Genomic DNA, 12,264 nt, shown 5'->3' with positions numbered 1-12,264 from the left:
CTGCGGATACCGCTGCCGAGGATCAGCCCTGCTTGCTGAGGGTCGCCAGATCCGCGGTGATGTTCGCCGCTTCGACCTGATACTCGTCGGGCGCCTCGAAGTCGGTGGGCAGCTCATCCAGGCTCTTCACCGCCGGCTTGCCAAGACGGGCCAGTCGCTCGTTGGCTCGCACCAGCGCCTTCTCGTCCTGCGTGGCCTGCTCGTCCAGCCGCACGGCTTCATTCAGGGAGACCGACTTCTTGTCCTTGTCCACCTGATACTCCTTGATGTCCTGCAGCACGTAGGCGAACTCGGGATCCTTGGCGATCCGCGCCTCGTGGGCCGTCTTCAACCTGGGCAGCAGGCGGGAGAAGTCACCCAGCCGCTCGTAGCTGGCCGAGGCGATCTTGTCCCAGGGCAGGGCGTTGAACTCGCGGCTCTCCCCCGTCTCGTCCGGCGCCACCGCCGTGGGGAAGGCGATGTCCGGTGCCACCCCCTTGTTCTGGGTACTGCCGCCGTCGATGCGGTAGAACTTGGCGATGGTGTACTGCACGTGACCGAGCGGCTGCTCGTAGAAGTCGTAGACCTTGGCCAGGCTGCGATGCTGCTGCACCGTGCCCTTGCCGAACGAGTTCTCGCCGAGGATCAGGGCGCGGCCGTAGTCCTGCATGGCGGCGGCGAAGATCTCGGAGGCCGAGGCGCTGTAGCGGTCGATCATCACCGACATGGGGCCGCCGTAATAGACATTGCCGTCGTCGTCGCCGTTGACGGTGATGCGACCCATGTGATCACGGATCTGTACCACGGGACCGCTCGTGAAGAAGAGACCGCTCAGGGCCGAGGCTTCCGTCAGGGCACCGCCGCCGTTGCCGCGCAGATCCACGATGAGACCGTCGATCTTCTGCTTGTTGAGGCTGGAGAGCTCCTTGATCACGTCGTCGTGCAGGTTGACGTAGAAGCTCGGGATCTCGAGCACCCCTATCTTCTTGCCTTCGGCGGTGATCACCTTGGACTTGGCGGCCCTGTCTTCCAGGCGCACCTTGTCGCGGGTCAGCTCCACCAGCTCAGTCTTGGCGCTGGCGCCCTTGCCGCGCTGGATCTCCAGCTTCACCTTGCTGCCTTTCGGGCCCTTAATGAGCTCGACCACGTCGTCCAGACGCCAGCCGATCACATCGACGATCTTGCCGTCGTCCTGCCCCACCCCGGTGATCTTGTCATCGGGCTTCAGGTGGTTGGACTTGGCCGCCGGGCCGCCCGGCACCAGGGAGCGGATGACGGTGAAGTCATCTTCCGCCTGCAGCACGGCCCCGATCCCTTCCAGCGAGAGGTTCATCTCGGTGTTGAAGCGATCGGCGCTGCGCGGCGACAGGTAGCTGGTATGCGGCTCGATGGCACGGGCGAAGGAGTTCATGAAGAGCTGGAACACGTCCTCGCTCTCGGTCTGGGACATCCGCTTGATGGCGTTGTTGTAACGCTTGCCAAGCAGCTCCTTGATCTCGGGCCACTCCTTGCCGCTGAGCTTGAGGCTCAGGGCATCGAACTTGACCCGCTGGCGCCACAGCTCGTCGAGCTCGGCTTCATCCTTGGGCCAGGGGGCCCCTTCCCGATCGAAGACGTAGTCGTCCTGCTGGGTAAAATCGAAGGGAGTGTCGAGCAGTTTGAGGGCGTATTCAAACCGCTCGTAACGCCGCTGCTGACTCAGGTTGAACATCTCGTAGGCCGGCGCCAGCCGCCCTCTCTCGAGGTCGGTGTCAAAGCCGGTACGGTACTTTTCAAAACGGCTGATGTCAGAGGCCAGAAACAGGTTGCGGCTGTAGTCCAGATTCTCCAGGTACTTGTCGAAAACCACGGAGGAAAAGGCATCGTCCAGCTTGAACTGTTTGTAGTGGGAGCGGGTAAACAGATTGGCAATTCGCTTGCTGGCCGTAGCATGTTGGCTCTCCTGAGCCAACACAGGCAAATCACTTTCCTTGAGCACCGGCTCGATGGCCTGTGCGAGCCCGGCAAGCGCCAGGCTACAGGCAACGAGGGAAAAACGAATCACGCCATGCTTCAACATTCGTCTCCTTAGAGAACCAGATGCTCGAACTTGACCCGCAACATCATGCCGGTCTGCAATTGAACCTGTACGTCATCCTTGGTCACTTCCTTGATGGTGGCAGGCACGGGAGACTTGCCGAGCACGACGCGCACCCCCTGTTCCACTTTCAGGGTCGCGGCATCCACCTTGACCAGAGGGGCTTCGTCGGCAACGGGAGCCGCCTTGGGCGCCACTTTCGGCTTGCCGGATTTGGCAGCGGCCTCAGCCTTGCGCGGAGCGGGACGACGAGGCTGCTTGGGCTTGTCTTCCTTCTCTTTGGTGTTGGTGCGGCGGCTGGCAAAGACACGCTCCTTGCTCTCCTTGAGGGCCTGCTTGGCGTGTTCGATGTGCTCTTCGGTCAGCAGTTCACCCGGGTTGCCGTCCAGATCGACACGGGCCTGGCCAGCCTTGAGGCCATGCAGGTAACGCCAGCTGGAGGTGTATTGACGCAGAGCAGAGCGCAGCATGGTCTTGGAGACTCTCTCGTCGTCGGCAAGACGCGCAGCCAGATCCTGGAAGATGCCAATCTTGAGCGGCTTGGCCTCTCCTTCGGCGATGAAGCAGGCCGGGAATTTCTCGACCAGGTAGGCGACGATCTCTTTACTGTTCTTCAGCTTTTCAGTGTTTTCCATGTATAACCTTGGCTTTCATATAGACGCACGGGGCAGCCCCGAACACAACAAAGGCCCCATTATAGAGAGCTTGGGACCTTTTGCGAACCATCTAGCAATGACTTAGAGCATGCTTTCCAAAATTTGCACCGTTTCTTCGAGGCCGATGCGGTCCTGCTCGTCGAAACGGTTAAAGATTGGGCTATCGATATCCAGCACCCCGATGATCTCGCCTGCGCGGCGAAGGGGGATCACGATTTCCGAATTGCTGGCACCGTCACAGGCGATGTGACCCGCAAACTGGTGCACGTCGTCCACCAGCTGGGTTCTGCCCTCGGCGACCGCGGTGCCACAGACGCCACGCCCGACCGGAATGCGCACGCAGGCGGGCTTGCCCTGGAAGGGCCCCAGCACCAGGGTCTCCCCCTGCAGCAGGTAGAAGCCGACCCAGTTGATGTCGGTCAGCTCCTGGTTGAGCAGGGCGGAGAGGTTCGCCAGGGTGGCGATCAGATCGGGCTCCCCCTCCAGCAATGCCTGGGCCTGCTGGTTGAGGGTGCGATAAAATGCTTGTTTTTCAGTCATGATTAAATGAGCTTCACTCCTTGATAGTGAATGCAAGGTACCGTCCTGCCTGAAAAATTCAAATCAATTTTCACTTCTCCCCCCTCCCGGGGCACCTGAGGTTCTCTCCGGTCAGCGGGCGACGGAAAGCGCCAGCTGCTGGCGCTGGCCATTGCTCCACTCGATGGTGAGCAACCAGTCCATGGTCTCCGTGGTGCAGCTCCCCACCTGGGTCGTTCCCTGCCAGCCCCCGCTGCCGGCCTCAAATTGCACCGGGATCCGTCCCATGAACATCTCCTTTCCCTCCAGCCAGGATGTGACCGGTGTGATGGCCGGATTACCTCCCTGAAGGCGCAAGACAAAGTCATGTTCAGGACGGATCGGCAGGCCGACGACACTGACCGTCAGGGGGGCATCGCCGACAAGCAGGGGGCAGGGGCTGTGGGACAGATCACAAATCTGATCATTTGTTTCCTCCGATTTCGCGCTTTGGGGGCCCGAAAACCAGGTCCGATAAGCCATCAGGGAGAGCAAAATGGCCAGCACCAAGGTCAAGTGCCCGATTTTGCGTGAAGTGAGTCTCTCTTTCATGAAAAAACAGCCCTGTAAGGTACTTTGAAAATGCGATTTTCGTGATCTGGCGCAAGGTAAAAACTGGCGGACACCAGACCCGCTGGAGCCAAATATATCACTGTTTGTACTGTTATTTTACTGGTCACTTCAGTATCATTCTCAATGAATTTTCATTTAACCACCTTTTGCTTTTCCTTTTATTAACAGATGTTAACGAGAGGATTTTGCAAAACAGGGGTGAAAATGGCCCAGCACACCGGGCACGACAAACAACAGCATCGGAAGCGGAATACAACGATGAGCCATACAACAAACCACCCTGAGTACAACTACACCGTTGTGCGCCAGTTCACCGTCATGACGATCGTCTGGGGAATTGTCGGTATGTCGGTGGGTGTACTGATTGCAGCCCAGTTGATCTGGCCTGCCCTCAACTTCGATACCCCCTGGCTGACCTACAGTCGCCTGCGTCCCCTGCACACCAACGCGGTCATCTTCGCGTTTGGCGTGAGCGCGCTGATGGCCACCTCCTTCTACGTGGTGCAGCGCACCTGCCAGACCCGACTGTTCGGTGGCCCGCTCGCCTCCTTCGTATTCTGGGGCTGGCAGGCGATCATCCTCTCGGCCGCCATCTCCCTCCCGCTCGGGTACACCACCTCCAAGGAGTACGCCGAACTGGAGTGGCCTATCGACATCGCCATCGCCGTGGTCTGGGTCAGCTACGCCATCGTCTTCTTTGGCACACTGGCCAAGCGCACCACCTCCCACATCTATGTGGCGAACTGGTTCTTCGGTGCCTTCATCATCACGGTGGCCGTGCTGCACATCGTCAACAACATGGAAGTGCCGCTGTCCGGCATGAAGTCCTACTCCATGTACTCCGGCGCCATGGATGCCATGGTGCAGTGGTGGTATGGCCACAACGCGGTGGGCTTCCTGCTGACCGCAGGCTTCCTTGGGATGATGTACTACTTCGTGCCCAAGCAGGCGGGCCGCCCTGTCTACTCCTACCGCCTCTCCATCGTGCACTTCTGGGCGCTGATCTCCCTCTATATCTGGGCCGGTCCGCACCACCTGCACTACACCGCCCTGCCCGACTGGGCCCAGTCGCTGGGCATGGTGATGTCCCTCATCCTGTTCGTCCCCTCCTGGGGCGGCATGATCAACGGCATCATGACCCTGTCGGGTGCCTGGCACAAGCTGCGCTATGACCCCATACTGCGCTTCCTGATCGTGTCCCTGTCCTTCTACGGCATGTCCACCTTCGAAGGCCCCATGATGGCGATCAAGACGGTCAACGCCCTCTCCCACTACACCGACTGGACCATAGGTCACGTTCACTCCGGTGCCCTGGGCTGGGTTGCCATGGTGTCCATCGGCGCCGTGTATCACCTGATCCCGAACCTGTTCGGCCAGGGCCGCATGTACAGCATCAAGCTCATCAACGTCCACTTCTGGCTGGCGACCGTGGGCACCGTGCTCTACATCGTCGCCATGTGGATTTCCGGGGTGATGCAGGGTCTGATGTGGCGTGCGGTCAACGACGACGGCACCCTGACCTACAGCTTCGTGGAGGCATTGCAGGCCTCTTATCCCTTCTACTTCGTGCGCTTCCTGGGTGGCTGCTTCTTCGTCACCGGCATGCTGCTGATGGCCTACAACGCCTATCGCACCGTCACTGCGCCCAAGGGTTCCCTGGAACCCGTCGCACAGCCAGCCTGATTTGAAGGGGTCTAACGCATGAGCAACAACAACCGTCACGAAATTTTTGAAAAGAGCGTTCCCATGCTGGTGGTCGGCATCATCTTTGCCATCAGCCTGGGGGGCCTGGTCGAGATCACCCCGCTGTTCTTCCAGAAGCAGACTACTGAGCCGGTGGAGGGCCTCAAGCCCTACACCGCCCTGCAGATGGAAGGGCGCGACATCTTCATCCGCGAAGGGTGCAACGTCTGCCACAGCCAGATGATCCGCCCGTTCCGCGCCGAAACCGAGCGCTACGGCCACTACTCGGTCGCCGGCGAGAGCGTGTGGGAGCACCCCTTCCTGTGGGGCTCCAAGCGTACCGGTCCGGATCTGGCCCGGGTCGGTGGCCGCTACTCCGATGACTGGCACCGTGCCCACCTCATCAACCCGCGCGACGTGGTGCCCGAGTCCAACATGCCTGCCTTCCCCTGGCTCGAGACCAACGTGCTGAGCGGCGAGCTGACCGGCAAGAAGCTGGCCCTGTTCCGGGATCACTTCGGCGTGCCCTACACGGATGCCGATATCCAGGGCGCGGGCGACGCGGTCAAGGGCAAGACGGAGCTGGATGCCCTGGTGGCCTATCTGCAATCACTGGGTCATGCCCTGAAATAAGGAGTCGAAATATGGATTACGGCACCTTCCGCGGCCTGTACACCCTGCTGTTGATGGCCATCATGATCGGCATCATCGTCTGGGCCTACAGCAAGCGCCGCAAGGCCTCCTTCGACGAGGCCGCCAACCTGGTCTTTGCCGACGACGAGCAACCCAGTGCTGATAACAAGAACGCAGGAGCGAAGCAATAATGAGCACTCTGTTTAGCATTTTTGTGACCGTCATCAGTCTTGGCACCATTCTCGGCTGCTTCCTGCTGCTGGCCTGGTGCATGAGAGACAAGATGGGAACCGAAGAGGGCAAGCCCATGGGCCACGCCTTCGACGGCATCGAGGAGATCAACAACCCGTTGCCGAAGTGGTGGTCCTATATGTTCCTCTTCTTCATCGTCACCGGGCTCATCTACCTGCTCGCCTTCCCGGGCCTTGGCAATTTCAAGGGTCTGCTGGGCTGGCAGAGCTCCAACCAGGACGTTCGCTCGCTGGCCGAGTCCAAGGCTGCAGCCGAGTCTGCCAAGGCCGAAGGGCGCGCGGTGGAATACGACCGTGAGCTTGCCAAGGCCGACGAGGTCTATGGCGCCAAGTTCCGCGAGCTGACCTATCAGGCGGACGGCAAGAACTACAAGGAGATCACCGAGATCGCCAAGGATCCTGAAGCCCTGAAGGTGGGTCAACGCCTGTTCCTGCAGAACTGCTCCCAGTGCCACGGCTCCGATGCCCGCGGTGGTCGCGGCTTCCCGAACCTGACCGACAGCGAATGGCAGTGGGGTGGCCAGCCCGACCAGATCAAGACCACCATCATGGGCGGTCGTCAGGGGGTCATGGCCGCCTGGGGCGAGATCCTGGGTCAGGACGGGGTGAAGGAGGTGGCCTCCTACGTGCTGAGCCTCTCCGGCCGCAAGGTGGATCTAGTGGAAGCCAAGAAGGGTGAGGCGCGCTTTGCCATGTGCGCCGCCTGCCACGGCCCGGATGCCAAGGGCGGCATCGCCTTCGGGGCGCCGGATCTCACCAACAACACCTGGCTCTACGGCGGCTCCCGTCAGGTGGTCGAGCAGACCATCACCCACGGGCGTCACGGCGTGATGCCGGCCTGGAAGGATATCCTGGGTGAAGACAAGGTCCACCTGCTGGCATCCTATGTCTATAGTTTGTCCCACCAGGCGCAGTAACATAAGCAGTAACATGTGATAAGCACGTGATTACTCAGCAAAAAGCCTCGACTCTTCGAGGCTTTTTGTTATCTTGTGTTGGCTGAAAAGCCTCCATCTTGTTAATCATAGGTTTCGGTAACACCATGTCCCAACCCTGGTATCGCCAATTCTGGCCCTGGTTCATCATCGCCCTCCCCTGCGCCGCCGTCATCGGCAGCATCGCCACCGCCATCATCGCCAGCCAGGACGGTGTCAACCTGGTGGCGGAGGACTATTACAAGCAGGGCAAGGAGATCAACCAGGATCTCAGCAAGTTCGATCGCGCCGAGGCCCTCGGCATCCGCATCGCCCTCTCGGTCAGCGACAAGGAGCTGACCCTGAAACCCCTGTCGGGAGACATTCCCCCCGGCCAGGCGCTGCGCCTCTCCCTGTTTCATCCGACCCTGGCGGGCCTGGACAGCGAACACCTGCTGACGGCCGACGGCAACGGCGTCTATCGCCTGCTGCTGGAGAAACCCGTCACCGGCAAATGGCATGTCCGGGTCGACGCCTTCAATCATGAATGGCGCCTGCAGGAGACGACACAACTGCCGACCCGGGCCCCCGTCGAACTCGATCCCAAGGGACGTTGAACCATGGAGGAGCAGCAGCCGTCTCCCGGCATGCGCGCCTCCTCCCTTATCTTGCCCACGAGGGCTGCTGCAAAGAGGGATCATGCCCATGACCGGCTGTTTTCACTGTGGTGAACCGGTTCCCACTGACAGTCACTTTACCCTAGAGATCAAAGGCATAGTCCAGCCCATGTGCTGCCCCGGTTGCCAAGCCGTGGCGCAGACCATTCTCGAGTGCGGCCTCGCCAGTTACTACGAACACCGCACCGCACCGGGCAGCAAGGGGGAGCTGGTGCCGAGCGAGCTGGCCGCCCTCACCCATTATGATCTTGCCGAGGTGCAACAGGAGTTCGTCACCGAGACGGGCACGGGGAGCCAGCGAATGCGGGAGATCCAGCTCACCGTGGAGGGGCTGACCTGCGCCGCCTGCGCCTGGCTTATCGAGCGCCACTTGAGCAAGCTCTCTGGCCTGCACTATGTCAACGTCAACACCACCACCCACCGCGCCCGCATCAAGTGGGATCCGGACAGGCTTAGCTTGAGCGACATCCTCAAGGGCTTCGCCAAGATAGGCTACCGCGCCTACCCCTTCCAGACCCACAGCCAGGAGGCGCTCTACGCCCGCGAGGTGCGCAGCTACATGTTCCGCATGGCGCTGGCCGGCCTCGGCTCCATGCAGGTGATGATGTGCGCCGTGGCGCTCTACATGGACCTCTTCATCAGCGTGGAGGAGGAGTTCATGATCTACTTCAAGTGGATAAGCCTGCTGCTCTCCACCCCCATCATGATCTACTCGGCCCAGCCCTTCTACCAGGGGGCCTGGCGCAGCCTGAAGCAGGGCCACCTCTCCATGGACGTCTCGGTGTCGCTGGCCCTCATCGGAGCCTTCGTCGCCTCCCTCTGGGCCACCGTCTTCAACACCGGCGAGGTCTATTACGACTCCATCACCATGTTCGTCTTCTTTCTGCTGCTGGGGCGCCTGCTCGAGCTGAGAGCCAGGCGCAAGGCGTCGGAGTCCAGCTCCAACTTGGCGCGCCTGGTCCCCGTCATGGCCACCCGGATCGACGACGATGGCGAGCGCGAGGTGGCGGCCAAGACGCTGCGGATCGGAGACAGGGTCCGGGTGCTGGCCGGCGCCACCCTGCCTGCAGACGGCCTCATTCTCCAGGGTCAGGCCAGCCTCAACGAGGCCATGCTGACCGGCGAGCAGTTGCCGCTGCTCAAGCAGGCGGGGGATCCCGTCTACGCCGGCACCATCAACACGGACGCGCCGCTGGAGATCCGGGTCAGCCACCCCATCGAGGAGTCGCGCCTCGCCCAGATCATGCGCCTGCAGGATCACGCGCTGGACGACAAACCCGCCATCGCCCAGCTGGCAGACGTGCTATCCCGCCACTTTATCCTGGTGCTGCTGGTGATTGCCGCCTTGGTCTGGACCTTCTGGCACTTCCACGCCCCCGAGCGCGCCTTCTGGGTCACTCTGGCGGTGCTGGTGGCGACCTGCCCCTGCGCCCTGTCGCTGGCCACCCCGACCGCGCTCACCTCGGCCACCGCCCATCTCACCCGCAGCGGCATCTTGCTGCGCCGCGGCCATGTGCTGGACATCTTGACCAAGGCCAACCGGGTGGTGATGGACAAGACGGGCACCCTGACCACGGGCAACATCAGCCTGGTGCAGACTCGGACGCTGGCCGAGCTCGACGAGGCACAGTGTCTGGCCATCGCCCAGGCCCTGGAGGCCTACTCCGAACACCCCATCGCCCGCGCGTTTCGCAGCCAGCCCGTGGTGGACGGGGTGCTGCCGGCTGCAAGCGACGTCACTCCCGTCATCGGTCACGGCATAGAGGGCAAGATAGCGGGCAAGCCTTATCGCCTCGGCAGCGCCCGCTGGATCGGGCTGGCTGATGACGAGGATGCCGCACAAGGGTTGGCCATCTACCTGGCCGACGAGCACGGGCCCTTGGCCCGCTTTGTGCTCGCGGATACCTTGCGTCCGGATGCCAGGGCGCTGATCCAGGCCTTCCAGGCCGCCGGTCTCCAGACCACCATACTCACCGGTGACGGCTCGGCCCAGAGCGACAGGCTGGCCCGGGAGCTGGGAGTCGACGAGCTGGTCAAGGGGGTCACCCCGGATGGCAAGCTGGCGTACCTCAAGGCCCGGGAGGCGGCCGGGGATATCAGCATCATGGTGGGGGACGGCATCAACGATGCCCCTGTGCTGGCCGGTGCCCACGCCTCCTTCGCCATGGCGGGAGGCACGGATCTGGCGAAGAACAGCGCCGACGCCATCCTGCTGGCGGACGATCTCTCCCGCCTGCTGGCCGCCCGCACCCTGGCGCTGCGCACCCGCAAGATCATCAAGGAGAACTTTGCCTGGTCCATCGGTTACAACCTGCTGGTACTGCCGCTGGCGGCGAGCGGCTGGCTGCCCCCCTATCTCGCGGCGGCAGGCATGTCCTTAAGCTCCCTCATCGTGGTCACCAACTCCATGCGGCTCAATCGCTGATCCCGGCCATGGATTGAACGGCCTGCCTGCGTGGCAGGCCACATTTCTCGCCGATGGCGGCTGGTTCTGGGCCTGAACGGGGTTAACATGAGCCGAGTCGTCAAAGCGACTTCTTCACCAAGGTAGAGATCATGAACATCATCTTCATCCTCATCCCCATCGCCATCCTGTTCGTCATCATCGCGGGCGTGGTCTTCTTCTGGGCCATCCGCTCCGAGCAGTTCGAGGATCTCGACAGGCAGGGCTCCAACATCCTGTTTGACGAGGAGCAGCCGGCCCCCCGGGAGAAGACGCCAGAGGAGGATGGCAAGCATCATGACCGCCAGCCTTGATCTGATGGGGGCCCTGCTGGTGGGGCTGGCGGGATCCGGTCACTGCATCGGCATGTGCGGCGGCGTCTCGGCCGCGCTCTCCATGGCCATTCCCGCCCGGAAGCAGCACTTCTGGGGCCGGCTCGGCTATCTGCTCAACTACAACCTCGGCCGGATCCTGAGTTACGTGATCGCCGGCGCCCTGGTGGGGGGGCTGCTGGCCACCACCAGCGAGCTGGGTGCGGGCAGGCACGCCCTGGCAGGGCTGCGTCTCATTGCGGCCCTGCTGATGATAGCGCTCGGCCTCTATCTGGCCGGCTGGTGGCAGGGTGTGCTGCTGCTGGAGCGCATGGGCGCCAGACTATGGCCCCATATCAAGCCGCTGGCGGGCAAGTTCATCCCCTTCACATCGGCCTGGCAGGCCCTTCCCTTTGGCATGGTATGGGGCTGGCTGCCCTGCGGCCTGGTCTACTCCATGCTGACCTGGAGCGCGGCGGCAGGCTCGGCCGGTGGCGGGGCACTCATTATGCTCTTTTTCGGCCTCGGCACCCTGCCAACCCTGTTTGCCCTGGGGGGGCTTGCTGATCGGCTGCGTTACTGGCTGACCCTGCGCAGCCTGCGCCTGGGCGGCGCCTTGCTGCTCATGGCATACGGACTTCATACCCTCTGGATCGGGCTGGCGTCCTTTTGAAACCCTATCCAAAACGGATGAGATGGTGGTAAACTTGTTTGATATAAATCAATTATTCATTTGAGCCTATGATCCCGGACAAGAAACCTGGCAGACGTATTCAGAGCGGTGGCTGTGCAATTCATTGCCAGGATTGCAGCATCAGCCAGCTCTGCATCCCCTTCACCCTGAACGACAACGAGCTCGATCAGCTGGACAGCATCATCGAGCGCAAGAAGCCGATCCAGAAGGGCGAAGAGTTGTTCAAGGCCGGTGACGAGCTGAAGTCGCTCTACGCCATCCGTTCCGGGACCATCAAGTCATACACCATCACCGAGCAGGGTGACGAGCAGATCACCGCCTTCCACCTCGCCGGCGATCTGGTCGGTTTCGACGCCATCCACAAGCAGGCACACCCCTCCTTCGCCCAGGCGCTGGAAACCGCCATGGTGTGCGAAATTCCGTTCGACGTGCTCGACGATCTCTCCGGCAAGATGCCCAAGCTGCGCCAGCAGATCATGCGCCTGATGAGCAACGAGATCATGGGGGATCAGGAGATGATCCTGCTGCTCTCCAAGAAGAACGCCGAGGAGCGCCTCGCCGCCTTCCTGCACAACCTGTCGGTGCGCTTCTCCGAGCGCGGCTTCTCCGCCAAGGAGTTCCGCCTCTCCATGACCCGGGGCGACATCGGCAACTACCTCGGCCTCACCGTCGAGACCATCAGCCGTCTGCTCGGCCGCTTCCAGAAGTCAGGGCTCATCAGCGTCAAGGGCAAGTACATTACCGTGCTGGATCACGTGGCCCTCGGCGTCATGGCCGGCGCTACCCGTCCCCCCTGCGGCTGATTTCCCCCGCCC

The 12,264-nt window shown here is 61.8% G+C and carries 13 protein-coding genes; 9 read left to right on the top strand and 4 right to left on the bottom strand.

Annotated elements, in window-relative coordinates:
* Window positions 1-22: 22 nt before the first annotated feature.
* The 4 genes from prc to BN1132_RS06810 all read right to left on the bottom strand — a co-directional run bounded on the left by prc (window position 23) and on the right by BN1132_RS06810 (window position 3,822).
* The gene (prc, locus tag BN1132_RS06825) at window positions 23-2,038 is read right to left on the bottom strand and encodes a carboxy terminal-processing peptidase (protein WP_042076241.1); all 2,016 of its coding nucleotides are present in this window, start codon (window positions 2,036-2,038) and stop codon (window positions 23-25) included.
* Between the two features lie 8 nt (window positions 2,039-2,046).
* Complete coding sequence (proQ, locus tag BN1132_RS06820) at window positions 2,047-2,691, bottom strand: RNA chaperone ProQ (RefSeq protein WP_042076240.1); 645 nt, start codon at window positions 2,689-2,691, stop codon at window positions 2,047-2,049.
* 102 nt (window positions 2,692-2,793) lie between these two features.
* A complete protein-coding gene (locus BN1132_RS06815; RefSeq protein ID WP_042076238.1) occupies window positions 2,794-3,252 on the bottom strand; it encodes a GAF domain-containing protein in 459 nt (152 codons plus the stop codon).
* A 111-nt stretch (window positions 3,253-3,363) separates the two neighbouring features.
* On the bottom strand, window positions 3,364-3,822 hold the full coding sequence (locus BN1132_RS06810) for a hypothetical protein (protein ID WP_042076237.1): 459 nt from the start codon (window positions 3,820-3,822) through the stop codon (window positions 3,364-3,366).
* Between the two features lie 279 nt (window positions 3,823-4,101).
* Between BN1132_RS06810 and ccoN the strand changes: the two genes are divergently transcribed.
* From ccoN to BN1132_RS06765, 9 genes are all read left to right on the top strand, one after another.
* Complete coding sequence (gene ccoN, locus BN1132_RS06805; RefSeq protein ID WP_042076236.1) at window positions 4,102-5,526, top strand: cytochrome-c oxidase, cbb3-type subunit I; 1,425 nt, start codon at window positions 4,102-4,104, stop codon at window positions 5,524-5,526.
* 18 nt (window positions 5,527-5,544) lie between these two features.
* On the top strand, window positions 5,545-6,159 hold the full coding sequence (ccoO, locus tag BN1132_RS06800) for a cytochrome-c oxidase, cbb3-type subunit II (RefSeq protein ID WP_042076233.1): 615 nt from the start codon (window positions 5,545-5,547) through the stop codon (window positions 6,157-6,159).
* Window positions 6,160-6,170: 11 nt separating this feature from the next.
* Complete coding sequence (locus BN1132_RS06795; RefSeq protein ID WP_042076232.1) at window positions 6,171-6,350, top strand: CcoQ/FixQ family Cbb3-type cytochrome c oxidase assembly chaperone; 180 nt, start codon at window positions 6,171-6,173, stop codon at window positions 6,348-6,350.
* The gene (ccoP, locus tag BN1132_RS06790; protein ID WP_042076230.1) at window positions 6,350-7,327 is read left to right on the top strand and encodes a cytochrome-c oxidase, cbb3-type subunit III; all 978 of its coding nucleotides are present in this window, start codon (window positions 6,350-6,352) and stop codon (window positions 7,325-7,327) included. Before BN1132_RS06795 ends, ccoP begins: the two co-directional genes overlap by 1 nt.
* Window positions 7,328-7,452: 125 nt before the next feature.
* A complete protein-coding gene (locus tag BN1132_RS06785) occupies window positions 7,453-7,941 on the top strand; it encodes a FixH family protein (protein WP_042076229.1) in 489 nt (162 codons plus the stop codon).
* 88 nt (window positions 7,942-8,029) lie between these two features.
* A complete protein-coding gene (locus BN1132_RS06780) occupies window positions 8,030-10,426 on the top strand; it encodes a heavy metal translocating P-type ATPase (protein WP_042076325.1) in 2,397 nt (798 codons plus the stop codon).
* Between the two features lie 131 nt (window positions 10,427-10,557).
* The gene (gene ccoS, locus BN1132_RS06775) at window positions 10,558-10,758 is read left to right on the top strand and encodes a cbb3-type cytochrome oxidase assembly protein CcoS (RefSeq protein WP_042076228.1); all 201 of its coding nucleotides are present in this window, start codon (window positions 10,558-10,560) and stop codon (window positions 10,756-10,758) included.
* Window positions 10,742-11,428, top strand: coding sequence for a sulfite exporter TauE/SafE family protein (locus BN1132_RS06770; protein ID WP_042076226.1), 687 nt, complete (start codon window positions 10,742-10,744; stop codon window positions 11,426-11,428). The genes ccoS and BN1132_RS06770 overlap by 17 nt, the downstream gene beginning before the upstream one ends.
* A gap of 68 nt (window positions 11,429-11,496) precedes the next feature.
* On the top strand, window positions 11,497-12,252 hold the full coding sequence (locus BN1132_RS06765; protein WP_042076225.1) for an FNR family transcription factor: 756 nt from the start codon (window positions 11,497-11,499) through the stop codon (window positions 12,250-12,252).
* Window positions 12,253-12,264: the final 12 nt, after the last annotated feature.

The organism is Aeromonas sanarellii, from assembly GCF_000820085.1.
Classification (GTDB): domain Bacteria; phylum Pseudomonadota; class Gammaproteobacteria; order Enterobacterales; family Aeromonadaceae; genus Aeromonas; species Aeromonas sanarellii.
This window is presented reverse-complemented; position numbering and strand designations above follow the sequence as displayed.